General features: G+C 71.1%; 20 protein-coding genes and 1 other RNA gene. 18 read left to right on the top strand and 3 right to left on the bottom strand.

Features of this window, described 5'->3' with window-relative positions:
- Nucleotides 1-70 precede the first annotated feature (70 nt).
- Complete coding sequence (locus IE212_RS32380) at nucleotides 71-262, bottom strand: hypothetical protein (RefSeq protein ID WP_190201558.1); 192 nt, start codon at nucleotides 260-262, stop codon at nucleotides 71-73.
- Nucleotides 263-575: 313 nt separating this feature from the next.
- Between IE212_RS32380 and ftsE the strand changes: the two genes are divergently transcribed.
- From ftsE to IE212_RS32330, 10 genes are all read left to right on the top strand, one after another.
- The gene (gene ftsE / locus IE212_RS32375; protein ID WP_003990615.1) at nucleotides 576-1,265 is read left to right on the top strand and encodes a cell division ATP-binding protein FtsE; all 690 of its coding nucleotides are present in this window, start codon (nucleotides 576-578) and stop codon (nucleotides 1,263-1,265) included.
- 41 nt (nucleotides 1,266-1,306) lie between these two features.
- Nucleotides 1,307-2,224, top strand: coding sequence for a permease-like cell division protein FtsX (ftsX, locus tag IE212_RS32370; protein ID WP_190201550.1), 918 nt, complete (start codon nucleotides 1,307-1,309; stop codon nucleotides 2,222-2,224).
- A gap of 68 nt (nucleotides 2,225-2,292) precedes the next feature.
- Nucleotides 2,293-3,462: a S41 family peptidase gene (locus tag IE212_RS32365; RefSeq protein WP_190201549.1), complete on the top strand. Its 1,170-nt coding sequence runs from the start codon at nucleotides 2,293-2,295 to the stop codon at nucleotides 3,460-3,462.
- Between the two features lie 46 nt (nucleotides 3,463-3,508).
- Nucleotides 3,509-3,988, top strand: coding sequence for an SsrA-binding protein SmpB (gene smpB, locus IE212_RS32360; protein ID WP_190201548.1), 480 nt, complete (start codon nucleotides 3,509-3,511; stop codon nucleotides 3,986-3,988).
- 120 nt (nucleotides 3,989-4,108) lie between these two features.
- Nucleotides 4,109-4,513, top strand: a transfer-messenger RNA (tmRNA) gene (ssrA, locus tag IE212_RS32355).
- Nucleotides 4,514-4,723: 210 nt separating this feature from the next.
- Nucleotides 4,724-4,969: a hypothetical protein gene (locus IE212_RS32350; protein ID WP_190201547.1), complete on the top strand. Its 246-nt coding sequence runs from the start codon at nucleotides 4,724-4,726 to the stop codon at nucleotides 4,967-4,969.
- Between the two features lie 12 nt (nucleotides 4,970-4,981).
- Nucleotides 4,982-5,989, top strand: a complete 1,008-nt coding sequence (locus tag IE212_RS32345) for a hypothetical protein (protein WP_229864675.1) — start codon at nucleotides 4,982-4,984, stop codon at nucleotides 5,987-5,989.
- A 282-nt stretch (nucleotides 5,990-6,271) separates the two neighbouring features.
- Nucleotides 6,272-7,315 carry a hypothetical protein gene (locus IE212_RS32340; protein ID WP_229864674.1) on the top strand — a complete coding sequence of 348 codons (1,044 nt, stop codon included), beginning with the start codon at nucleotides 6,272-6,274 and terminating at the stop codon, nucleotides 7,313-7,315.
- Nucleotides 7,316-7,623: 308 nt separating this feature from the next.
- Entirely contained in the window at nucleotides 7,624-9,819 is a 2,196-nt protein-coding gene (locus tag IE212_RS32335; RefSeq protein ID WP_190201546.1) for a bifunctional polysaccharide deacetylase/glycosyltransferase family 2 protein, read from the top strand.
- 2 nt (nucleotides 9,820-9,821) lie between these two features.
- On the top strand, nucleotides 9,822-11,024 hold the full coding sequence (locus IE212_RS32330) for an acyltransferase family protein (protein ID WP_190201556.1): 1,203 nt from the start codon (nucleotides 9,822-9,824) through the stop codon (nucleotides 11,022-11,024).
- Between the two features lie 25 nt (nucleotides 11,025-11,049).
- Here IE212_RS32330 and IE212_RS32325 read toward each other — a convergent pair whose 3' ends face one another.
- Complete coding sequence (locus IE212_RS32325) at nucleotides 11,050-11,580, bottom strand: Ig-like domain-containing protein (protein ID WP_190201545.1); 531 nt, start codon at nucleotides 11,578-11,580, stop codon at nucleotides 11,050-11,052.
- A complete protein-coding gene (locus IE212_RS32320; RefSeq protein WP_190201544.1) occupies nucleotides 11,577-14,078 on the bottom strand; it encodes an Ig-like domain repeat protein in 2,502 nt (833 codons plus the stop codon). Before IE212_RS32320 ends, IE212_RS32325 begins: the two co-directional genes overlap by 4 nt.
- Nucleotides 14,079-14,530: 452 nt before the next feature.
- Between IE212_RS32320 and IE212_RS32315 the strand changes: the two genes are divergently transcribed.
- The 8 genes from IE212_RS32315 to IE212_RS32280 all read left to right on the top strand — a co-directional run bounded on the left by IE212_RS32315 (nucleotide 14,531) and on the right by IE212_RS32280 (nucleotide 24,718).
- Nucleotides 14,531-15,916, top strand: coding sequence for a nitrate/nitrite transporter (locus tag IE212_RS32315; protein WP_190201543.1), 1,386 nt, complete (start codon nucleotides 14,531-14,533; stop codon nucleotides 15,914-15,916).
- Between the two features lie 194 nt (nucleotides 15,917-16,110).
- A complete protein-coding gene (locus IE212_RS32310; protein ID WP_190201542.1) occupies nucleotides 16,111-17,274 on the top strand; it encodes a uroporphyrinogen-III synthase in 1,164 nt (387 codons plus the stop codon).
- Between the two features lie 309 nt (nucleotides 17,275-17,583).
- Nucleotides 17,584-18,177, top strand: coding sequence for a CGNR zinc finger domain-containing protein (locus IE212_RS32305; protein WP_190201541.1), 594 nt, complete (start codon nucleotides 17,584-17,586; stop codon nucleotides 18,175-18,177).
- Nucleotides 18,178-18,628: 451 nt separating this feature from the next.
- Nucleotides 18,629-19,150 carry a sigma-70 family RNA polymerase sigma factor gene (locus IE212_RS32300; protein WP_019056398.1) on the top strand — a complete coding sequence of 174 codons (522 nt, stop codon included), beginning with the start codon at nucleotides 18,629-18,631 and terminating at the stop codon, nucleotides 19,148-19,150.
- Entirely contained in the window at nucleotides 19,150-19,983 is an 834-nt protein-coding gene (locus IE212_RS32295; RefSeq protein WP_308430264.1) for an anti-sigma factor family protein, read from the top strand. Before IE212_RS32300 ends, IE212_RS32295 begins: the two co-directional genes overlap by 1 nt.
- Nucleotides 19,984-20,043: 60 nt before the next feature.
- A complete protein-coding gene (locus IE212_RS32290; protein ID WP_190201539.1) occupies nucleotides 20,044-22,329 on the top strand; it encodes a HelD family protein in 2,286 nt (761 codons plus the stop codon).
- A gap of 333 nt (nucleotides 22,330-22,662) precedes the next feature.
- Nucleotides 22,663-24,096, top strand: coding sequence for an NAD-dependent malic enzyme (locus IE212_RS32285; RefSeq protein WP_190201538.1), 1,434 nt, complete (start codon nucleotides 22,663-22,665; stop codon nucleotides 24,094-24,096).
- Between the two features lie 340 nt (nucleotides 24,097-24,436).
- Nucleotides 24,437-24,718 carry an HU family DNA-binding protein gene (locus IE212_RS32280; RefSeq protein ID WP_003990598.1) on the top strand — a complete coding sequence of 94 codons (282 nt, stop codon included), beginning with the start codon at nucleotides 24,437-24,439 and terminating at the stop codon, nucleotides 24,716-24,718.
- The last annotated feature ends 79 nt before the right edge of the window (nucleotides 24,719-24,797 follow it).

Below are 24,797 nucleotides of genomic sequence, written 5' to 3'. Positions count from 1 at the left end.
ACAGCGCAACACCGAGGGCCCGGAGCGTCACGCTCCGGGCCCTCGGCCGTGCCTTCGGGGCGAGGGCCTGTCACGCCGCCTGGTGGGCCAGCAGCGCGACGGCCGCGACCAGCACCGTCAGCAGGGCGATCAGCGCCAGCGGACTCAGGTTCGCGAGGAAGTTCTCCTGCTGCAGCCGCTCGCGGTTCGCGCGGCACACGGGGCAGCGGCCCTCGCTCACGGGGGCCGCGCAGTTCGCGCACACCAGCCGGTCGTACGTCATGCGCTCGCCCTCCTCGCGCCGGTTCCACGTGTTCAACGTCCGTGGGTGGGGGAATGTTCCCCTCCCCACTGTGCCAGGTTCCGCGGGAGGCTGCGCGGCCGCTGCCAAAGGGGTGGTTGTGGTTGTCTCGCGGCCGGCGGGGCGGTATGGGGGCTGGTCACGCCCGCACGGCGGAGCCGCGTGTCGGCACAGCCCCGCCCCCAGGGCGTACAAAACAGCACATCCGAGGTGCAACCGCCACTGGTGACTGCGGTCACGTACCCGGTTCGCGTATGGTCACGCTCATCTACCCCCGGCGACCCGTGGTGCATCCGTGATCCGATTCGACAATGTCTCCAAGGTCTACCCCAAGCAGACCCGCCCCGCCCTCAGGGATGTCTCCCTGGAGGTCGAGAAGGGCGAGTTCGTCTTCCTCGTGGGGTCCTCCGGCTCCGGAAAGTCCACCTTCCTGCGGCTGATCCTCCGCGAGGAGCGGTGCAGTCACGGTCAGGTGCACGTCCTGGGCAAGGACCTCGCACGCCTCTCCAACTGGAAGGTGCCGCAGATGCGGCGCCAGCTGGGGACGGTCTTCCAGGACTTCCGCCTGCTGCCGAACAAGACGGTCGGTGAGAACGTCGCCTTCGCGCAGGAGGTCATCGGCAAGTCGCGCGGTGAGATCCGCAAGTCCGTGCCGCAGGTGCTCGACCTCGTCGGGCTCGGCGGCAAGGAGGACCGGATGCCCGGCGAGCTGTCCGGTGGTGAGCAGCAGCGCGTCGCCATCGCGCGGGCGTTCGTCAACCGGCCCAAGCTGCTCATCGCGGACGAGCCCACCGGCAACCTCGACCCGCAGACCTCCGTCGGCATCATGAAGCTGCTCGACCGCATCAACCGGACGGGCACGACCGTGGTGATGGCCACACACGACCAGAACATCGTGGACCAGATGCGCAAGCGCGTCATCGAACTGGAGAAGGGCCGCCTCGTGCGCGACCAGGCCCGCGGTGTCTACGGCTACCAGCACTGAGACCGCACCCCGAGATCCACGGAAAGGCATAACCAGCCGCCATGCGCGCCCAGTTCGTCCTGTCGGAGATCGGCGTCGGTCTCCGCCGCAACCTGACGATGACCTTCGCCGTCATCGTCTCCGTCGCCCTGTCGCTCGCCCTGTTCGGCGGGTCGCTCCTGATGAGCGACCAGGTCAGCACCATGAAGGGCTACTGGTACGACAAGGTCAACGTCTCCATCTTCCTCTGCAACAAGAGCGACGCCGAGTCGGACCCGAACTGCGCCAAGGGCGCCGTCACGGACGACCAGAAGCAGCAGATCAAGGCCGACCTCGACAAGATGGGCGTCGTCCAGACGGTCACGTACGAGTCGCAGGACCAGGCGTACAAGCACTACAAGGAGCAGTTCGGCGACTCCCCGCTGGCCAGCTCCCTCACGCCGGACCAGATGCAGGAGTCGTACCGCATCAAACTGAAGGACCCGCAGAAGTACCAGGTCATCGCGACCGCCTTCGACGGCCGGGACGGCGTGCAGTCCGTTCAGGACCAAAAGGGCATCCTGGACAATCTGTTCGAGCTGCTCAACGGTATGAACTGGGCCGCGCGGGCGGTGATGGCGCTCATGCTCGTCGTCGCGCTGATGCTGATCGTCAACACCGTGCGCGTCTCGGCGTTCAGCCGGCGGCGTGAGACCGGCATCATGCGCCTGGTCGGCGCCTCGGGCTTCTACATCCAGGCGCCGTTCATCATGGAGGCCGCGGTCGCCGGGCTCATCGGCGGCACCCTCGCGTGCGCCTTCCTGGTGACCGCCAGATACTTCATCATCGACCACGGACTCGCCCTGTCGCAGAAGCTGAGCTTGATCAACTTCATCGGATGGGACGCGGTGCTGAAGTATCTGCCGCTCATCCTCGCGACGAGTCTGCTGATGCCCGCGTTGGCCGCGTTCTTCGCGCTGCGCAAGTACTTGAAGGTGTGACGCATCCCAACAAGGGCCGTACGGACAAGCGACCGTACGGCCCTTCGGTCTGTCCTAGACTCACCGGCATGTCAGGCCGTGACCCGTTCTGTCAGCCCCACCGCATCCGCCGAGGGGCCGCCCTGACCTTGCTGTTCACGAGCGTGCTCGTCGCCGGCGCGGCCACCGGGGCCTTCCCGCCGGCCGACCGCAAGTCCGCGCCGGACGAGGCCCGTTCGACCGTCCCTGCCGGGCACCACGCGGACGTCGCGAGGGCGGCCGAGGAGGCCATGGCCGACGGCAAGTCCCCCATGGAGGCCGCGAAGCGTGCCGTCAGCCGCAGCGGCGACCGCTGGGGGGCCGTCTACTCCGAGGGCGAGTACGAGGAGTTCGAGCAGGCCCTCGACGGCCAGTACACCGGCGTCGGACTGTGGGCGCGCAGCGCACGTGACGGCCGTATCGAGGTGACGAAGGTGCGCGCCGGCTCGCCCGCCGCCACCGCCGGGATCCGGCCCGGGGACCTGCTGCGCAGCGTCGACGGCCGGAAGACCGACGGCCGGCCCGTCACCGAGGTCGTCTCGTTACTGCGCGGGGACGCCACCGACGCACCGGCCGGCACCACCGTCCGCCTCGGCCTGGAACGCGGTACGCGTGCGTGGACCGAGACCCTGCGCCGTGCCCAGCTGTCCGCGGACTCGGTCACCGTGCGGGAGCTGCCCGGCTCCGTCACCCTCATCCGGGTCGACACCTTCACCAAGGGCTCCGGCGACCAGGTCCGCGAGGCCGTCCGGCAGGCCCCGCCCGGTGCCGGCGTCGTCCTCGACCTGCGCGGCAACTCCGGCGGCCTGGTCACCGAGGCCGTCACCGCCGCCTCCGCCTTCCTCGACGGCGGCCTGGTCGCCACGTACGACGTCGACGGCGAGCAGCGTGCCCTGCACGCCGAGTCCGGCGGCGACACGACGAGACCCCTGGTCGCCCTGGTCGACGGCGGCACGATGAGCGCGGCCGAACTCCTCACCGGCGCCGTCCAGGACAGGGGACGGGCCCTCGTCGTGGGTTCGCGGACCTTCGGCAAGGGCTCGGTCCAGATGCCGAGCCGGCTGCCCGACGGCTCCGTCGCGGAGCTGACCGTCGGGCACTACCGCACCCCTTCGGGCCGCGGGGTCGACGGCCGGGGCATCACGCCCGACCTGGAGGCAGACGAAGGCGCCCTCCGGCGAGCCGAGACGGTGCTGCGCGGTCTCGCGGCCCCTTCGTAATCGACTTCCCGCAGGCCCCCTCCGTAGTGCGAAAATGGGCGGCACTATGGCTAAGGAAAAAGGGCGCAAGCTGATCGCGCAGAACAAGAAGGCGCGGCACGACTACCTCATCGTCGACACCTACGAGGCCGGCCTGGTCCTCACCGGGACCGAGGTGAAGTCACTGCGCCAGGGACGAGCGTCGCTGGCCGACGGCTTCGTGCAGATGGACGGGCACGAGGCGTGGCTGCACAACGTGCACGTGCCCGAGTACAGCCAGGGCACCTGGACCAACCACAGCGCCCGGCGCAAGCGGAAGCTGCTCCTGCACCGCGCCGAGATCGACAAGCTGGAGGCCAAGTCCCAGGAGACGGGCCACACCATCGTGCCCCTCGCGCTGTACTTCAAGGACGGCCGCGCCAAGGTCGAGATCGCGCTGGCGAAGGGCAAGAAGGAGTACGACAAGCGCCAGGCGCTCCGCGAGAAGCAGGACCGGCGCGAGACCGAGCGGGCGATCTCGGCCGTCCGCCGGAAGGCCCGGGCGTAGGGCGTAAGGTCCCGGCTCGGGGGAATACGGTGGCATGGTCGGGCGTTGGTCACGTACGATGGCACCTGCACCTCACAGCGGGTGCGGGCCCCCTCGCGGGGCAGGTTGAAAAATCAACATGGGGATGATCGGTTTCGACAGCGGCTGTCGAAGCAGGGGAAGCGTGTCGAGGAAGCGGCCATGATCTCGTAAACCACAGGCCGAGAAAAATAATCGCCAATTCCAAGCGATCTGTCTCCCAGGGCGAGCTCGCCCTCGCTGCCTGATCTTCAGGTAGCGAGCAGCGGCTCCCCTACTTAAAGGGAGTGTCAGCCCGGGGGTGTTCCCGACCCGGATCCTGGCATCATCTAGGGAACTAAACCTCGATCCCGGTCACGGGGTGAAGAGGGAAACCACACAGTGACTGGGCCCGTCGGAGACTTGTCGGCGTGATCTCCGGGGCCGAGAAAAGCACAGCCGACTGCACACGGAGAAGCCCTGGTTCCGCACCGTTGGACGCGGGTTCGATTCCCGCCATCTCCACTCATCCCATGTGGGCACAGGCCCCGTCGCTCAGGAGCGGCGGGGCCTTTGTCATGCGGCGACCGCGATCCCGCAGCAGGGGAAATGACTGTTTGCTGCTTTTCATACAGAGATATGGAGAGCCCTAATGGCACATGGAAAAGATGCTCAACGGGGAAATCCTTCACTCGTTTGCCGCGCATCCGGTGAAGTAGGCCGACGGTTAGTCGGTACATGACCGAGGCGACCAGGAAAGACGGGTGGGCGGTAACGCTCGGCCCCTACATCTACATCCCCGCTCCGGCGCACTCGTCGGCCACAGTCAACGGCACACTGACTAAAGGCGGTTGCCCGGTCACGTTGCAGGTGACCGAGCCGGTGCTGCGCGACTTCCTCGACGCCATGAGCGTGCTGCAGAGCGATCTCGCCCGACGGTGGAGCAGTGCGACGGAACGGCCCGCTTTCGCGCTCGCGGAATAGTCGGGCCTGCATATGTACGACAAGGGAATCGAGGGCGGCACCGGGCGGCACCGGGCCCCGACACGGGATTTCGTGACACCCCTCACGCCGCCGGACCCGACCTGGGACCCGGCCGAGGAACTGGCGTTCATCCTCGAGGAGGCCCTCGGGGAACACCGGCAGGGCCACGGAGAGCAGGGGCAGACCCGCGGAGGATACGGGCAGGTCCGCGGGGAATACGGACAGTCCCGCGGAGAATACGGGCAGGTCCGCGGGGAGCACGGGCAGGTCCGCGGGGAGCACGGACAGTCCCGCGGAGAATACGGGCAGGTCCGCGAAGAGTACGGACGGGTCCGGGACGAGGAGCCGGGGCCGAGGATTCCCGCCCCTCGCGACGAGGCGCGGGCCGGGGCTGCGGACGTCGCCCCGGACGGCCACATGAGGCGGCTGCAGGACATCACCGAGGAACTGCCGCCCGTGCGGGACCTCCCCCGGCGTCACCGCAAGGTCCGGACCCGCAAGGCGCCGGGCCTGCTCCGCACCACCAGCTTCCTCGTCGCAGCCATGGCGGCCGTCGCCGCCTCCGCCGTGAGCCTCCTGAGCGGCATGGTCGCCTACGACCCACTGCGCCTCGTCGCCGTGTCCCCCGCGGCCACAGGCCTCCGCGCCTGGTGGCCCCTGCTGGTGTACGGGCCCTGGCTGGTGGCCTCCCTGTCCGTCCTGCGGGCCGCGCTCCACCAGCGACGTGCCGTGCACTCCTGGTGCGTGGTCCTGGTCTTCTCCTGTGTCGCCGTGCTCCTGTGTGTCGCCCAGGCACCCAGGACGGTCCTCGGCACCGTCGCGGCGGCTCTGCCGGGGCTGGCGGCGCTGGCCTGCTTCCAGCAGGTCGTCCGTCAGATCACGCTGACCCGTCCGCCCGTACGAACGGTGCCGCGGCACCGCGTGGGGCAGACGCCACCGAAGGAACCCGCCGGTGGGGAGATCCCCGGTGGCGGGGCGACGGGGCAGGGCGACGGGCCTCAGAGGGGGGCCGGGGCCTGACGGTCACCGGCCCCTCCCGGGGTGAGTTCCGGCCACGGACGATGTCCGCGCAGAGTCCCACGATTGACACGATTCGGCACGCGGTCCGCACAAAACCTGCGCGTGCGCTACATTCGACTCCTGAGCACATTGTGGTAAAAGGGGGCGCTCGGGACGGGTGGGGGCCCGGATCCGACGACGAGTGCTCAGGTCGTACGCGCACCTGGACCATCCCGTGGGGGGAAGTGCGTGCGCGTGAAAAAGTGGCGAGAAGACGCCCAACCTGAATGGCCCGAGGTCGCGTTGACGACCCGTGAACTCTCCTCCGACGGCAGAGTCCGGCACCGGGGGGCCACGCAGGTCTTCGCCGGGAGCGACGTCCGGGCGACCGGCGGCCGGCTCCCCGCCGGGACGGAGAATCTGCGCGGCATCCCCCGGCAGAGCGAGGGCAGGGCCGGTTCGCCCGCCCCGGAAGCCCCGGCCGTGCCCGCCGTTCGTGACCCCTGGCAGGAGGACGCCCAGCCGGCCGGGACCGCCCCGCCGGACGACGGCCCCGCCGACGCCCAGCCGGCCGGGACCGCCCCGCCGGACGACGGCCCCGCCGAGCACACCCATGACCCGCACGAGGTCACCGTCCAACTCGACGCCGTAGTGCTCGGTGACGGGTTCCTCCGGCAGGACAACGAAGGCGCCGGCACCCCCGAGACCGCCGCCGACCGGCCCGTGTTCGTCGACGAGTCCGGCCGCCGCAGCCGCCGCTTCCGCCGGATCGGCATGGCCGTCGCGCTGGCCTGCGGGGTTTACGCCGTCGTCATCGTCGCCACGCTGCTGTCGGGCAACTCCAACGCGCCCTGGCTGCCCGTGCCGGGGCAGAAGGAGGACCAGCCGGCGGGGCAGGTCGACACACCGCCCCAGCCGGAGCAGTCGGCACCGAGCGCCGGCACCGGGGCCACGACCCCGGGCAGCACTCCGACCACCGACGAGGTCGGCGCACCCTCGCCCGGCGTGAGCGCCGGCCGGCCCGCGGCACCCGCGGCACCCGCGGACGCCGCGGACCCCGGCCGTCGCGGCACCACCGCCAAGCCCTCGCCGACCACGACCCGCACCTCACCGGCCCCCGGCACCGGCGTCACCGACCCGACCCCGAGCAAGCCGGCGGACCCGCCGGCCACACCCGCCACCGCCCCGACGCCGACGACCGAACCCACGCCCGAGCCGACCGTCACCACGGGCACCGGCGACGGCGGCGACACCGGCCCGGTCGCCAACGGCCCGGCGGAGCCCCAGCCGGTCGCCGACGATCCGGCCGCGCAGCCCCAGCCGGTCACCGAGTCACCTGCCGCGTAGCCGCCCCGCAGGCCGGCCGGTCGTCCAGGGCCGGCACGCCTGACGGCTGTCGGTCAGACACGTCGTCAGGCGGACCGGCCCCGCCGACGTTCAGCTGTCTTGCCGCGCCCGGCCGGACCGCGCTACCGCGCCCCCGCCGGACCACCCGTGCCGGCCGGCTCAGGGCCGCCACACCTCCGCCCGCACCCGCCGACGGCATCCGTCACCCGGTCCGCCCCGCTCGGCCGACCGCCGTGAAAGGCCCAGGCCCGCCGCCCGCCTCAGCCGCGGGCACACCGTCCCCGCACCACCCCGGAGTCCCACCCCTGATGGCAACTCTCTCCTCCCGCCCCGGCCGCGCGACCCCAGACCGTGGCGGCTCCCGCAACCGCTCGCGCCGCCGCCTGCCCATGCGTCTGCTGCTGCCCCTGCTGGTCCTGGCCGCCCTCATGGCGATGCTCATGCTGCGCGGCTACGTGCACAGCGAGATCCTGGCCGACCACCGGGTCGGACCTCCCGCCTCCAGCGACCGGGTCCCCGAGGAGATCCTCGAGGGCGGGCCCGTCATCGACACCCGGGAAGGACGGGCGACCAGCCTCGACCTCCCGGACCGCGAACTGGTGCTGACCTTCGACGACGGGCCGGACCCGAGGTGGACCCCCAAGGTCCTCGACGTGCTGAAGAAGCACGACGCCCGCGCCGTCTTCTTCGTCACCGGCACGATGGCCTCCCGCCACCCCGACCTCGTCCAGCGCATGGTCGACGAGGGCCACGAGATCGGGCTGCACACCTTCAACCACCCGGACCTGTCACTGCAGAGCAGGAGCCGCGTCGACTGGGAGCTGTCGCAGAACCAGCTCGCGCTGGCCGGGGCGGCCGGCATCCGCACCTCGCTGTTCCGCCCGCCCTACTCGTCGTTCGCCCAGAACATCGACAACAACACCTGGCCGGTGACCCAGTACCTCGGCAGCAAGGGCTACCTCACCGTCGTCAACAACACCGACAGCGAGGACTGGCGCAGGCCCGGGGTCGCCGAGATCATCCGCAACTCCACGCCGAAGAACGGCCAGGGCGCCATCGTGCTGATGCACGACTCCGGAGGCGACCGCTCCCAGACCGTGGCCGCGCTCGACCGGTACATCACCGGCCTGCAGGGCGCCGGCTACCGCTTCGACACCCTCACCGCCGCCCTGAACGCCCCCAGCGCGCACACCCCGGTCGCCGGGCTGGAGTCGCTGAAGGGTGAGGCGTGGGTCTTCCTCGTGCAGGCCTCGGAGAAGATCACCGACATTCTCGTCGCCGGGCTCGCCGTCGTCGGGGTGCTGGTCTTCGCGCGGCTCGGGCTGATGCTGGTCCTGTCCATCGCGCACGCCCGACGGGTCCGGCGCCGGAACTTCCGCTGGGGAGAACCCGTCACCGAACCGGTGTCCGTCCTGGTGCCCGCCTACAACGAGGCCAAGTGCATCGAGCAGACGGTCCGTTCCCTGGTCGCGAGCGACCATCCCATCGAGGTGCTGGTCATCGACGACGGCTCCAGCGACGGCACCGCGCGCATCGTCGAGGACCTCGGCCTGCCCGGCGTGCGCGTCGTGCGCCAGCTCAACGCGGGCAAGCCCGCCGCCCTCAACCGGGGCATCGCCAACGCCAAGTACGACCTGATCGTGATGATGGACGGCGACACCGTCTTCGAACCGGCCACGGTCCGCGAACTGGTGCAGCCCTTCGGCGACCCGCGGGTGGGCGCCGTCGCCGGCAACGCCAAGGTCGGCAACCGCGACTCGCTCATCGGCGCCTGGCAGCACATCGAGTACGTCATGGGCTTCAACCTCGACCGCCGGATGTACGACGTGCTGCGCTGCATGCCGACGATCCCCGGCGCGGTCGGCGCCTTCCGCCGCAGCGCCCTGGAACGCGTCGGAGGCATGAGCGAGGACACGCTCGCCGAGGACACCGACATCACCATGGCCATGCACCGCGACGGCTGGCACGTGGTGTACGCGGAGAAGGCCATCGCCTGGACCGAGGCCCCGGAGTCGGTGCAGCAGTTGTGGTCCCAGCGCTACCGCTGGTCCTACGGCACGATGCAGGCGATCTGGAAGCACCGGCGGTCCCTGCTCGACCGGGGCCACTCGGGACGCTTCGGCCGGGTGGGCCTGCCGCTGGTGTCGATGTTCATGGTCGTGGCGCCGCTGCTGGCCCCGCTGATCGACGTGTTCCTGCTGTACGGGCTGGTGTTCGGCCCGACGGAGAAGACCATCGGCGCCTGGCTGGGCGTCCTCGCCGTGCAAGGGGTGTGCGCGGCCTACGCGTTCCATCTGGACAAGGAACCCATGACCCATCTGATCTCGCTCCCGCTTCAGCAGATCCTCTACCGCCAGCTCATGTACGTCGTCCTCCTGCAGTCCTGGATCACCGCGCTCACCGGGGGCCGACTGCGCTGGCAGAAGCTCCGGCGCACCGGCGCGGTGGGGCTGCCGGGCAGCGGCACGCCCCAGCAGCCGGTGGGCGGGAGGGCCGCCCGGTGACCATGCAACAGACGACCGTGACCGAGGCCCCGAAGGACGAGCGGGCCGCCGGCACCGAACCCGCCCGCGACCGGTACTTCGACCTGCTGCGCGCCCTCGCGCTGTTCCGGGTCGTGCTGTACCACCTGACGGGCTGGGCCTGGCTGCCGCTGCTGTTCCCCTCCATGGGCGTGATGTTCGCCCTCGCCGGCAACCTCATGGCCCGCTCGCTGAGGCGGCCTGCCGTGCAGGTGATCCGGGGCCGGATGCGCCGCCTGCTGCCTCCGCTGTGGCTGCTCGGTGTCGTCGGCGTCACCGGCATGGTCCTCCAGGGCTGGGGGCCGGACGCCGACGGGCACCCCGGCTGGTGGTGGCTCCACCTCACCTTCTGGATCGTCCCGCTCAGCGACCCTCCGTACGGCGAGGGGCTGCCCGGCCTGCACGGCTTCGTCGGGGAGAACTGGGCGGCGGACTTCGCGGGCCCGCTGTGGTACATCCGCGCCTACCTCTGGTACGTCCTGCTGTCCCCGGTGCTGCTGAAGGCTTTGCGGGCCCTGCCGGTGGGCACGATTCTCGCGCCGGTCGCCCTGGCGGTCGCCTTCGAGCAGGGCTGGATCGACCTGCCCGGCGAGCGGATCCCCTCGGCGCTCACGGACTTCTCCACCTTCGGCGCCTGCTGGATCCTCGGCATGGCCCACCAGGAGGGCATCCTGCGGCGGCTGCCCCGTTACGTCGTCCCGTCCGTGGCGCCCGTCATCGCCCTGGCCGGCCTCTGGTACGCCCTGCACCACGGCTTCGGCCCCGGCAACGACCTCGACAGCATGCCCTTGGCGCAGGCCCTGTGGTCCTTCGGCACGGTGGTGCTGCTGCTGCACGTCAGCCCGTCCTGGACCGAGTGGCCGCACCGGCTGCGCCGCTGGTCCGGGGCGATCACCCTGCTCAACTCCCGGGCCGTGACGATCTACCTCTGGCACAACATCTGCATCCTGGTCGCCGCGACCCTGTGGGACCGGCTGTGGGGCTTCGAGGCGCTGGAGCAGAACGTGCCCGGGCTGCTGGAGAGCGTCTGGCCGGTGCTGGCCGTGGTGTGGGTGCTGATCGGCTGCTGCGTTCTGGCGTTCGGCTGGGTGGAGGACCTGGCGGCGAGGCAGCGGCCCCGCCTGTGGCCGACGGGTGCGCCTCGGGTCAGGACACGCGGCGGCCGGCGGCGGGCGCAGCCCGACTGAGCCTTGTCGTCCGGAAGCACTCGGGTCAGGGCGCGACGGTGTGTGTGTCCGTGCCGCTGGAGGCGGTGTGGTCCGCGCTGCCTGTGTACGCGGCGATCACGGGGTGCGTGCCCACGCTCAGGAACGGGAGACTCGCGGTGACGCTGCCGTTGACCAGCGCGGCGCTGAACGGGGTGCGATTGCCGACGGTGAAGGTGACGGTGCCCGTGGGGGTGCCCGCGCCCGGCGCCACGGAGGCCACCGTCGCCGTGAGGGTCACGGACTGTCCCGGGCGCGTCGGGTCCGGGGAGGAGACCACGGTGGTGGTCGTCAGGGCCCGGTCGACGGCGTGCGGGTCGGTGCCGCTCGAGCCGGTGAAGGCGTTGCTGCCGATATAGGTGGCGGTGACCGCGTACTGACCGCTGGACCGGGTGGTGTAGGGGCGGGTGACGGTGGCGGTCCCGCCGGTCAGGGTCGCGACGACGAGGCCGGTGCCGTCACCGAAGCCGAAGGCGACGGTGCCGGTGGGGGTGCCGGCTCCGGGGGCGAGGGGGGTGACGGCGGCGGTGAAGGTCACCGGCTGGCCGACCACCGACGGGTCGGGGTTGGAGGTGACGCTGGTGGTGGTGGCCGCTTGGTTGACGGTGTGGGTGTCGGTTCCGGTGGAGCCGGTGAAGGCGTTGCTGCCGCTGTAGGCGGCGGCGCCACGGAGGGCTCGGGCGAGGAGCCGACCGAGGTCGACGTGGGCGCCGGGTTCACCGTCTGGGCGTCGTGCCCGACGGAGGAGCTGAACGCTTCGTCGTCGGTGGTGTAGGTGGCGAGGACCGGGTACGGGCTGCCGGCACCGGAGGTGTAGGTGTGACTGACGGCGGCGGTCCCGCCCGCCAGAGCCACCGGGACCTGCGGGGTGCCGTCGCCGAAGTCGAAGGTGACGGTGCCGGTGGGGTCGCCCGCTTCAGGGTCGGTGGTGGTGACGGTGGCCGTGAAGGTCACCGACTGCCACGCCGTCGACGGGTCCGGTGCGGAGGTCACGGTCGTGGTGGTGGCCAGGACGTCGGACAGCACCCGATGGGTGTGGACGTCCGTGGACGAGGCGTAGTCGGTGTCTCCGCTGTAGTGAGCGGTGATCGTGTAGGTGGCTTCCACAGCGGGGTAGGAGTGGGCGACCGCGGCCACGCCGTCCACCAGTGTCTGCTGCACGGCCGGTGTGCCGTCGCCGAAGTCGATGGTCACCGTCCCCGAGGGACGCCCGGCGCCGGGAGCCGCCACGATCACCCGCGTCGTGACGGACACCGGGTCCCCGGTGGGCGAGGGCTCCGGGGAGGACAGGACGGTCGTCGATGTCGGGGCCGGCGCCACCGCCTGCTCCGCGGAGTCGGACGAGGGTGCGAAGTGGCTGTCCCCGCTGAAGGAGGCGGTGACCGTGTACGGACTGCCGCCGGTGCTCGTGTAGGCGTGCGTCGCTGTCGCCAGCCCGTCCAGGACCACGGCGGTGACGGGCACGGAGCCGTCGCCGAAGTCGAACCAGACCGTGCCGGTGGGGGTACCCGCACTGGGGGTGACCGGGGCGACGGCAGCGGTGAAGGTGACCTGCTCGCCGATGACGGGCTGCTGGGCCGACGAGTCCAGTGTGGTGGTCGTGGGCGGGTCGAGATGGGTGTAGGCGGGGCCATCGGCGACGCCGCCGAGCGTGGTCACCACCACCGGGACCTTGGCGACGGTCCCGGGGGGAGCGAGGGGAGCGGGTGGCACGGTGAGGGTGAGCCGGGCGTCGGAGACGACGGTCGGATACACGCTCGTGGTGCCGAGACGCACCTCCTGCGTGGTGTACAGGCCGATGCCGGTGATGGTGAGGGTGTTGCCTCCGGCCGTCGGGCCGGAGACGGGCGAGATGGACCGGATCCGCGGAGGGTCCAGGTAGAAGAAGGTGCCGATCGTGTGGGCGACGCCGGCGACGGTGACGGTGACCGGGCTCGCGCCGGTGCCCGCGGGGGTGACGGCGGTGATCGTGGTGTCGTCCACCACCGAGAAGGAGAGTGCCGGGCGGCCCGCGAACCGCACCTGGGTGGCGCCGAGGAAGCCTCGCCCGGAGAGGATGACCGGGGTCCCGCCGCCGTTGGGTCCCTGGTCGGGGGAGACGGGCACCGGAATGTTCAGGACGCTGACCGTGTCGGAGCCGGTGCCTGCGACGTAGAGGTGGCGGCTGTTGCGGGTGACGGCGAGCCCGCTCGGCGCGCTCAGGCCGGTGACGGTGGCGGCACGCGAGTTGGTGGCCAGGTTGACGGCGGTGACCGAACCGGAGCCGCTGTCACTGACGTAGCCCAGGACACCGCGGGGGCCCATGGCCAGCGCGTCGGGGGTGGTGAAGCCGCCGATCACCGTGGCGACGGTGTACGTGGTGGTGTCCACCACACCGACCGTGCCCCCTCCTTGATCGGCGACGTACAGCCGCTGGCCGTCCGGGGCGACGGCCAGGCCGCGCGGCTGGACGAAGCCGCCGATCGTGGCGACGGCCGCGGGGGTGCCGGTGTCGATGACGGTGACCGTGCCGCCGCCGAAGTCGCTGACGAACGCGTACGGGGCGTCCGGGGCGACGGCGACCCCGTACGGCGCACTGCCCACCGTCACGCTCGTCAGGACCGCACGGGTGGCGGTGTTCAGCACGAAGAGGCTGTCGGTGTCCTGGCTGACCACGTAGGCGCGCGTCCCGTCGGGGGAGAACGCGATGCCCGCCGGTCCCGGGATGCCCTCGATGGTCGCCGCGACCGTGTTCGTCGCGGTGCTGATCACGCTGACCGTTCCGGAACCGGAGTTGCCCACATACGCCTCCGTCCCGGTGGGGTCGACGGCCACGCCCAAGGGCCCGGCACCCACGGTGACGGTGGCGGTGGCGGTCAGGGTCACGATGTCCAGGGCGGTGACCGTGCCCGAGCCGAAGTTCGTCACGTACCCCACCCGGCCGACGCGGCCGACGGCGATTCCGGTGGGGGCGTCACCCACCGGGATCGTGGCGATCGGGTCGGCTTCGGCCGTGAGGGCCAGGGCACGTGCGGACGGAAGCACATCGACGGACATGGACAGCTCCCTGTTCCTCGGGACGAACCAGTCGGTCACCTGCCACGGATCACACACGGACAGCAGGCGTCACGCGGTCAACGCTGCCGGGGCCGCGGGGCGACGACGCGGGTCGCGAGCGCGGGTGGACGCACGGGCAGCGTCCCGGATCTCCTCGGGCGAAGAGAAACCGGCGACAGCCACCTGTCTCGGCGTCCCCCGACGCGGGGATGGGCAGCCCGCCGGTTCACACTCTCAGTGACCCACAGGGCCAATCGGGTGACAAGAGTCCACGGGTCGAATCACCCGGACGGAGCAGTCGGAGGGCGGGGAACCTCTCACCCCGCCCCGGCGCGGGGTGAGAGCAAAGTTCCCTCGCGGTCACTCGCTGGCACAGTCACGAAACGCGCCCTCCCTACCTTCGGGTCAGTCACTCGAAGTACGACCCGGCCCCGGAGCACAGTGGAGGCGTCATGACAGGCCCTGGCACGGCACCCGCACCCCCGAGCAAGGGCGGACGCTGGATCCAGCACTGGGATCCTGAGAACGAGACCTTCTGGAAGGAGACCGGAGAGAAGGTCGCCCGCCGGAACCTCTACTTCTCCGTCCTGTCCGAGCACATCGGATTCTCGATCTGGACCCTGTGGTCGGTGCTGGTGCTCTTCATGGGCCCGGAGTACGGACTGACCCCGGCCGACAAGTTCATGCTGACCTCGATGGTCACGCTCGTCGGCGCCGTCGTCCGCGTCCCCTACACCTTCGCCGTGGCGATCTTCGGCGGCCGGAACTGGACGATCATCTCCGCCGGCATGCTGCTGATCCCCACCGTCGCCGCGTTCGCCGTGATGGAGCCGGGCACCTCCTTCTCCACCTTCCTGCTGGTGGGCCTGCTGGCCGGCGTCGGCGGCGGCAACTTCGCCTCCTCGATGACCAACATCAACGCGTTCTTCCCGCTGCGGAAGAAGGGCTGGGCCCTCGGCCTGAACGCGGGCGGCGGCAACATCGGCGTACCGGTGATCCAGCTGGCCGCGCTCGCGATCATCGGAGCTGGTGGCGGGCCGCGCGTACTGCTCGGCGTCTACATCCCGCTGATCGTCGTCGCCGCCGTGATGGCCGCGCTGTTCATGGACAACCTCGAGAACGTCAAGAACGACACCGGTGCCGCCAAGGACGCCGCCCGGGACGGTCACACCTGGATCATGTCCTTCCTCTACATCGGCACCTTCGGCTCCTTCATCGGCTACAGCTTCGCCTTCGGCCAGGTCCTGCAGAACCAGTTCGGCCGTACGCCGCTGGAGGCCGCGTACGTCACCTTCATCGGTCCGCTGCTCGGCTCGCTGATCCGGCCTCTCGGCGGCTGGCTCGCCGACCGGTACGGCGGCGCGCGGATCAGCCTGTGGAACTACGTCGGCATGGGCGTCGCGACGGCGGTCCTGATCGGTGCCTCCATGGAGAAGTCGCTGGCGCTGTTCACGGCGGCGTTCGTGGTGCTGTTCGTGCTCAGCGGGCTCGGCAACGGCTCGACGTTCAAGATGATCCCGGGCATCTTCCAGAACAAGGCCCTGGCCAAGGGGTTGCAGGGCGAGCAGGCCGCGGCGTACGGGCGCCGGCTCTCCGGCGCCTCCATGGGACTCATCGGCGCGGTCGGCGCGCTCGGCGGTGTCGGCATCAACCTCGCCTTCCGCCAGTCCTTCCTCTCCTACGGTTCCGGCACCGGCGCCTTCGTCGCCTTCCTCGCCTTCTACGCGGTCTGCTTCGCCGTCACCTGGTCCGTATACCTTCGCCGTACGGCCCCGCGGGTACCCGTGAACACGGCCACCTCGGAGGCGAAGCCGCAGCTCAGCTACGCGGAGGTGTGACGCTGAGCTGACCCGGGGGCAACCCCCCGGGCCCCCGGCCGAGTTCGCAGCCGCCGACCCCGGCGGAAGGCGGCATCGGTAACACTGACGACATCAAGCCGATCCGAGCCTGTCACGAGCCGTTGACAGGCTCGATCGGCATGTAGGTACGCCGTACCCATGAAGTACGACGACTCGAGTGCGGGACGAGAGCCATGTACCAGAAAGAACAGCGACCGGACCAGGGGCCGGACCACGGGCCACTGGCCGGCTTCACCGTGGGCGTCACGGCCGCGCGCCGGGCCGATGAGCTCGGGGCGCTGCTGCAGCGACGCGGAGCCGCCGTCCTGCACGCACCTGCCCTGCGGATCGTGCCGCTCTCCGACGACAGTGAGCTGCTGGCCGCGACGAAGGAGATCATCCGGCAGGTGCCGGACATCGTGGTCGCCACGACCGCGATCGGCTTCCGTGGCTGGGTCGAGGCCGCCGACGGCTGGGGGCTCGGCGACGACCTGCTGTCGCGGCTGGGCGGCGTACGGATCATGGCGCGCGGGCCCAAGGTCAAGGGCGCGGTACGGGCCGCCGGACTGACGGAGGAGTGGTCGCCGTCGTCGGAGTCCATGGCCGAGGTGCTCGACCGGCTGCTGGAGGAGGGCGTCGACGGACTGCGGATCGCCGTCCAGCTGCACGGTGAGCCGCTGCCCGGCTTCGTGGAGGCCTTGCGGGAGGGCGGGGCCGAGGTCGTCGGCGTGCCCGTGTACCGCTGGATGCCGCCGGAGGACATCGGCCCGGTGGACCGCCTTCTCGACGCGACGGTCTCCCGCGGCCTGGACGCGCTGACGTTCACCAGCGCCCCGGCGGCGGCCTCCCTGCTGTCCCGGGCCGAGGAGCGCGGACTCGTCCCGGACGTCCTTGCCGCCCTGGGCCATGACGTGCTGCCGGCCTGCGTCGGCCCGGTCACCGCCCTGCCGCTGCAGGCCCATGGCATCGACACGGTCCAGCCCGAACGCTTCCGGCTCGGCCCCCTCGTCCAGCTCCTCTGCCAGGAACTGCCCAACCGGGCACGCTCGTTGCCGATCGCCGGGCACCGGGTGGAGATCCGCGGCCACGCCGTCCTGGTCGACGGCGACCTCAAGCCCGTACCACCCGCCGGCATGTCCCTGCTGCGCGCCCTCGCCCGCCGCCCCGGCTGGGTGGTCGCCCGTGCGGAGCTGCTGCGCGCCCTGCCCGGGGCCGGCCGCGACGAGCACGCGGTGGAAACGGCCATGGCCCGGCTCCGCACCGCCCTCGGCACCCCGAAGCTGATCCAGACGGTGGTCAAGCGGGGTTACCGGCTGGCCCTGGACCCCTCGGCGGAGACGAAGTACGCGGACGCGTGAACCCGCCCGCGGGTTGAGCGAAAAGCCGCCATCGAGGCGTGGGGTCCCGGGCCCGCGGCCGGGTGCCCCTGCGAGCCGGACGGGAGGGTCTTCACGCCGGCGGCGTGCGCGTGAGCCGGGCCGGCGTCGGGTGCTCCGACCATGGCCAAAACCCCGGCCGTTCGAGCGCCCCGGCGCGCCCGGCCCGTGCGAGGGGTTTCCGGCGGCGCGGCGGGCAGGCACTGTTGGAGGGAACGGTTTCCCAGCCCTCTCACTGGCGTCTCACCGGACTCTCCCGTCCGAGGGGAACCTCTAGGCGGTGACAGGCACATGGCACTGGGTACGGCCACGACCCCCAACGAACTGCGGTTCGACGCCGGGCGGATCTGCCTGGACCTGCTCTCCACCACCCACCCGGAGGAGCGGTTGGGCTCCGTGGACGTGCTGCGCGCCTGGATCTCCGGCTCCGGGCTCGTTCCGGCGGGCACCGTGCTGACCCACGTCGACGACGGCTGGCTGGCCGCCTTCCGTGAACTGCGCGGCCTGATGAACCGGTTGGTGCGCGGCTGGTCGAGACCCGCCGCCCGGGCGGACGACTTCGCGCTCGCGCGCCTCAACGACCTGGCCCGTGCCGCGCCTCCCGCCCCGCGCGCCGTCCGCGACGCAGACGGTGAACTCGTACGGCGGTTGGACGGCCCGCCCGACTGCGCCGCCCTGCTGGCGGCGGTCGCCCGGGACGCCGTCGATCTGCTCACCGACCCCGTCGCCCGCGCCGCCCTGCGCCAGTGCGAGGGCGACAACTGCCCGATCGTGTACCTCGATACCTCCCGGGGACGCCGGCGGCGCTGGTGCTCCAGCGAGGTCTGCGGCAACCGCGAACGCGTCGCCCGGCACCGCCGCCGCGTGGCGCTCGCGAGGGCTTAGGGGTCCTTTCACCGTGCCCGCCCGGGTCGCGCGGCCTGGCATCGCATCTCGCCGCACCGGACTTCGGAAGGCCCCTAATTCCCTTTTGCCCGGTCACGCAAGGGATTTGCGTGCCAACTGCAGTCAATTCCCCTGTCCTAAATGCGACTTCTGAGACCCGGCCGCCGAAGTGATTTCGGTTACATCCCGTTTACCTACGCCCCCGTAGGGAAGCCCTGGCTTGTTCTTTCCGATGTGGCGGAAATGTAAAGAACGCGGGGTGGGAATGTGACCTCATGTCCCCCTCGTCACGTCACTTCGAAGAAATCTGCCGCGCCTCTTTGAACGCCCAACGCCTCGTCTCCGTACGGCATGTGGAGCGACCGACTGGGGGAACCCCCGGACATCGGAGGTGGGCGTGCGCAAGGATTCCGTCGTGGCCAATGAACGAGCACCGAGGGCCCGACATCGCATGTCCCAGTCCTCGGAACCCGACGAGGAGCTGATGCGTGCGCTCTACAGAGAACACGCCGGCCCCCTGTTGGCGTACGTCCTGCGCCTGGTCGCCGGAGACCGGCAGCGCGCCGAGGACGTCGTCCAGGAGACGCTCATCCGTGCCTGGAAGAACGCCGGTCAGCTCAATCGTGCGACCGGATCGGTACGCCCCTGGCTGGTGACGGTCGCCCGGCGCATCGTCATCGACGGCCACCGCAGCCGGCAGGCCCGGCCGCAGGAGGTCGACCCGTCGCCGCTGGAGGTCATCCCCGCGGAGGACGAGATCGACAAGGCGCTGTGGCTGATGACTCTGTCGGACGCACTCGACGACCTGACCCCGGCTCACCGGGAGGTGCTCGTCGAGACGTACTTCAAGGGGCGTACCGTCAACGAGGCGGCCGAGACCCTGGGCATACCCAGCGGCACCGTCCGCTCCAGGGTCTTCTACGCCCTGCGCTCGATGAAGCTCGCACTGGAGGAGCGGGGGGTGACGGCGTGATGAGTGTTTACGGGGGTAACCAAGGGTTCGGTACGGGAGGCATGGGTATGTCTGGTCCCATGCAGGAGTCTCCGGTGCCGAACGAGCACGAGACCGTCGGCGCATACGCCCTCGGCATCCTCGACGACGCCGAAGCGACCGCTTTCGAAGCCCACCTCGCGACCTGCGAGTGGTGCGCCCAGCAGCTCGACGAGCTGGCCGGCATGGAGCCGATGCTCGCCGCCCTCGCCGACCTGCCGGGCTCCGGCAGCACCCCCGCGATCGGCGACTCGCTGTCGGCCAAGCCCCGGCCGCGCCTGGTGGAGAAGCTGGTCGACGAGGTCGCCGAACGCCGCGCCCAGAAGCGCCGCCGCAGCTTCTACATGGTGGCCGCGGCCGGCGCGCTGATCATCGGCGGCCCCTTCGTCGCGGTCGCGACGAACAGCGGTGGCGACGGGGGCGGCGGCGCGCAGAACCGCCCGCTCGCGGCGAGCCCCGCCAAGGAAGCCTTCGACGGCATCTCCGACAAGATCACCGCCACCGACCCGACCAGCAAGGTCACCGCGACGGTCGCCCTCCAGAAGAAGGACTGGGGCACCGGCACGATCACGGAGCTGAAGAACCTCAAGGGCCCGCTGAAGTGCGCCCTGGTCGCGGTCGGCAAGAACGGCGAGCGGGAGACCCTGTCCTCCTGGTCCGTCCCGGACTGGGGCTACGGCATTCCGGACGCCAAGACCGACCGGGCCAAGCAGCCCCTCTACGTCCAGGGCGGCGCCGCCTTCGACCCGAACGAGATCGACCACTTCGAGGTCGTCACCTTCGACGGCAAGCGGCTCGTCGAGGTCGACGCGTAGCCTTGGCGGGTCCCCTTCGCGTACGGTAGACGGCTGCCCAGCACGTCAGAAGGGGGCCCGGTGGCCGCTCAGGCTCAACAGGGAACCACGCTCGACTCCCTGCGAGACAGAGAGATCAGCGTCGAACAGGAACACCTGGACCGGGTGTACCGACGCCTCGAGGAGAAGATCCACGAGGCGGAGTTCCTCATGAACGACGCGGCCCAGCGCGGCCAGGTCGGCACGCCCGGCGCGCTGGCCGAGCGGGACGCGCAGGTCTTCCGTGCGGGCATCCACCTCAACCGGCTCAACAACGAGTTCGAGGACTTCCTCTTCGGCCGCATCGACCTGCTGCTCGGCAAGGACGGCAAGAAGGGCCCCGACGGCGCGTACACCGCGGTCGAGCCCGCCGAGGGCGCGGTCCGCGAGGACGGCACCGCCGACATCGCCGAGACCCTGCACATCGGCCGCATCGGCGTCCTCGACCAGGACTACACGCCGCTGGTGATCGACTGGCGCGCCCCGGCCGCCGCCCCCTTCTACCGCTCCACCCCCGTCGACCCCGGCCGGGTCGTCCGCCGCCGGGTCATCCGCTCCAAGGGCCGCAAGGTGCTCGGCGTCGAGGACGACCTGATGCGCCCCGAGCTGAAGGCCCACCTCGACGGCCACGAACTGCCCGTCATCGGCGACGGCGCCCTGATGGCCGCCCTCGGCCAGGCCCGCAGCCACACCATGCGCGACATCGTCGCCTCCATCCAGGCCGAGCAGGACCTGGTCATCCGCGCCCCCGCCGCCTCCGTGACCTACGTCGAGGGCGGCCCCGGCACCGGCAAGACCGCCGTCGCCCTGCACCGCGCCGCCTACCTCCTCTACCAGGACCGGCGGCGGTACGCGGGCGGCATCCTGATCGTCTCGCCCACCCCGCTGCTCGTCGCCTACACCGAGGGCGTGCTGCCCTCCCTCGGCGAGGAGGGCCAGGTCGCCATCCGCGCCATCGGCTCCCTGGTCGACGGGGCCGAGGCCACGCTCTACGACTCCCCGGCCGTGGCCCGCGCCAAGGGCTCTTCCCGCATGCTCAAGGTGCTGCGCAAGGCCGCCCGCGGCGCCCTGGAGCTGAACGACCCACCGGCCCGGCTGCGCGTGGTCGCCTTCGGCCGCCGCCTGGAACTGGAGGCCGGGGAACTCGCGGGTGTCCGCCGCGCCGCCCTCGGCGGCACCGCCCCCGTGAACCTGCTCCGCCCCCGGGCCCGCAAGCTGCTCCTGGACGCCCTGTGGGAGCGGTCCGGCGCGGCCGGCCGGCACACCGACCCGGAACTCGCCGCCGAGCTGCGCTCCTCCTTCGACGAGGACATCACCGGCGAGGACTCCTTCGTCTCCTTCCTCGACGCCTGGTGGCCCGAGCTGACCCCGGCCGCCGTCCTGGACGCCATGGCCGACGAACGCCGCCTCGGCCGCTGGGCCCGGCGGATCCTCAACCCCGGCGAGGTCCGCAAGGTCGCCCGCTCCCTCAGACGTGAGGGCCGCTCCGTGCACGACATCGCCCTGCTCGATGAGCTGCAGGCGATCCTCGGCGCACCCGCCCGCCCCCGCAAGAGGCGCGACCTCGACCCGCTCGACCAGCTCACCGGCCTGGAGGAGCTGATGCCGGTGCGCGAGGAGTCCCAGCGCGAGCGGGCCGAGCGCCTCGCCCAGGAGCGCACCGAGTACGCCCACGTCATCGTCGACGAGGCCCAGGACCTCACGCCGATGCAGTGGCGCATGGTCGGCCGCCGCGGCCGGCACGCCACCTGGACGGTCGTCGGCGACCCGGCCCAGTCCTCCTGGTCCGACCCGGACGAGGCCGCCGAGGCCCGCGACGAGGCCCTCGGCACCCGGCCGCGCCGCCGCTTCGAGCTGACGGTGAACTACCGCAACCCGGCCGAGATCGCCGAGCTGGCCTCGAAGGTGCTGGCCCTCGCCATGCCCGGCTCGGCGTCCCCGAAGGCGGTCCGCTCCACCGGCGTCGAGCCCCGTTTCACGGTCGTGGGCGACACCCTCGCCGAAACCGTCCGGGCCGAGGCGGCCCGGCTGCTGGAGCGCGTCGACGGCACGGTCGGCGTGGTGGTCGCCATGCAGCGCCGCGAGGAGGCCAGGCGCTGGCTCGCCGGACTCGGCGACCGGGTGGTCGCGCTCGGCAGCCTGGAGGCCAAGGGGCTGGAGTACGACGCGACGGTCGTGGTCTCCCCGGCGGAGATCGCCGACGAGTCCCCGGCCGGCCTGCGTGTGCTCTACGTCGCCCTGACCCGCGCCACCCAGCAGCTCACGGTCGTCTCGGCGGAGCGGGACGAGCCCGACGGGGCGGGAATCCCGGATCTGCTCAGGGACTGACCGGGGTTACCCAGTCGGCGGCGAAATGAACTCCCGCTACGGGAATGGCCTTACGGGATCTCTTTGTTAGCCTGGACGTGGCACCGGCCCGATCCAAGCCCCCGGGCCCAACCATCGTCGCTACGAGCGACCACTTGCCGCGAGGCGAGCATGGCGGGTCGGTGCCACCTGACTTCCCCGGAGACCCACGTCCTCAGTGACGTGGGTCTCTTTTTGCCGCCCTGTTCCGCGAACAAAACGTTCGCAATCATGGGCGGCTACCTGCTACCCAGCGGTAGGTGCGACTATCGGACGGCACAACTCAGCGTCAGGTGAAAGCAGAGGAAGTCGGCCATGGCAACGGCGCCCAGCGTCTCCTACTCGATGACGGTCCGGCTGGAGGTGCCCGCGAGCGGAACCGCCGTCTCGCAGCTCACCACCGCCGTGGAGTCCTCCGGAGGCTCGGTGACCGGCCTCGACGTCACCGCGTCCGGTCACGAGAAGCTCCGTATCGACGTCACCATCGCGGCCTCGTCGACCGCGCACGCGGACGAGATCGTCGAGGAACTCCGCGGCATCGAGGGCGTCACCCTGGGCAAGGTCTCGGACCGGACCTTCCTCATGCACCTCGGCGGCAAGATCGAGATGGCGTCGAAGCACCCCATCCGCAACCGTGACGACCTGTCCATGGTCTACACGCCGGGCGTGGCCCGCGTCTGCATGGCGATCGCCGAGAACCCCGAGGACGCCCGCCGCCTCACCATCAAGCGCAACTCCGTTGCGGTCGTGACGGACGGCTCCGCCGTGCTGGGCCTGGGCAACATCGGCCCGAAGGCCGCGCTGCCCGTCATGGAGGGCAAGGCGGCCCTCTTCAAGCGGTTCGCCGGCATCGACGCCTGGCCGATCTGCCTCGACACCCAGGACACCGACGCCATCGTCGAGATCGTCAAGGCGATCGCCCCGGGCTTCGCCGGCATCAACCTCGAGGACATCTCCGCCCCCCGCTGCTTCGAGATCGAGGCCCGGCTGCGCGAGGCCCTCGACATCCCCGTCTTCCACGACGACCAGCACGGCACCGCGATCGTCGTCCTGGCCGCGCTCACCAACGCGCTGCGCGTCACGGGCAAGGCCATCGAGAACATCCGGGTCGTCATGTCCGGCGCCGGCGCCGCCGGTACGGCCATCCTCAAACTGCTGCTCGCCGCGGGCGTGAAGAACGCCGTCGTCGCCGACATCCACGGTGTCGTGCACGCCGGCCGCGAGGACCTGGTGGACGCCGCCCCCGGCTCGGCGCTGCGCTGGATCGCCGACAACACCAACCCCGAGGGCCTCACCGGCACGCTCAAGGAGGCCGTGCGCGGCGCCGACGTCTTCATCGGCGTCTCGGCCCCGAACGTCCTGGACGGCGACGACGTGGCCGCCATGGCCGACGGCGCGATCGTGTTCGCGCTCGCGAACCCCGACCCGGAGGTCGACCCGGCGGTCGCCCGTCAGACCGCGGCCGTCGTGGCCACCGGCCGCTCCGACTTCCCGAACCAGATCAACAACGTGCTGGTCTTCCCGGGCGTCTTCCGCGGCCTCCTGGACGCCCAGTCGCGCACGGTCAACACCGAGATGATGCTGGCCGCCGCCACGGCCCTCGCGGACGTGGTGACCGAGGACGAGCTGAACCCGAACTACATCATCCCGAGCGTCTTCAACGACAAGGTCGCGGGCGCCGTCGCCGGTGCCGTGCGCGAGGCCGCGAAGGCGGCCGGCGCGGCGGCGATCAGCCCGTCCGGCGTCTGAGGGCGCCGCCTTCAGGGCCGCGACACAGGGTCCGGGGGCGGTGCCCCCGGACTGTGAGGATCCCCACGCGGCCTGGAGACCGGCGCGTCGCAGGACACCCGTCACCAGGGGAGCCCTATCGTGTCGGCCAGGCTCAGGCCCTCTTTTCGTGTGACCCCCAAGGGTGTTTGCACGGCTCACGCGGGTGCCGGATTGGCTTTCCCGCCGCAGGTAGAGGCAGGATGCCTCCCTGGGCGCGAGGGTCTGACGACGGACCCGGGTCCGGGGACTCAGTGAGGACCCTGGCAGCATCGGCTTCGATCTGACGCCTCAACGGCAAGATGAACACGGGAGTAAGAACATGAACCGCAGTGAGCTGGTGGCCGCGCTGGCCGACCGCGCCGAGGTGACTCGCAAGGACGCCGACGCCGTGCTGGCCGCGTTCGCCGACGTCGTCGGCGACATCGTCTCCAAGGGCGACGAGAAGGTCACCATCCCCGGCTTCCTGACCTTCGAGCGCACCCACCGTGCCGCTCGCACCGCCCGCAACCCGCAGACCGGCGAGCCCATCCAGATCCCGGCCGGCTACAGCGTGAAGGTCTCCGCGGGCTCGAAGCTCAAGGAAGCCGCCAAGGGCAAGTAAGCGTTCCATCGCGTGCGCCGTGGGCAACTGCGGGCCGCCAGTGGCTGGTCGCGCAGTTCCCCGCGCCCCTTCCGGGCGC

Source organism: Streptomyces djakartensis (assembly GCF_014651075.1).
Lineage (GTDB): Bacteria > Actinomycetota > Actinomycetes > Streptomycetales > Streptomycetaceae > Streptomyces > Streptomyces djakartensis.
This window is presented reverse-complemented; position numbering and strand designations above follow the sequence as displayed.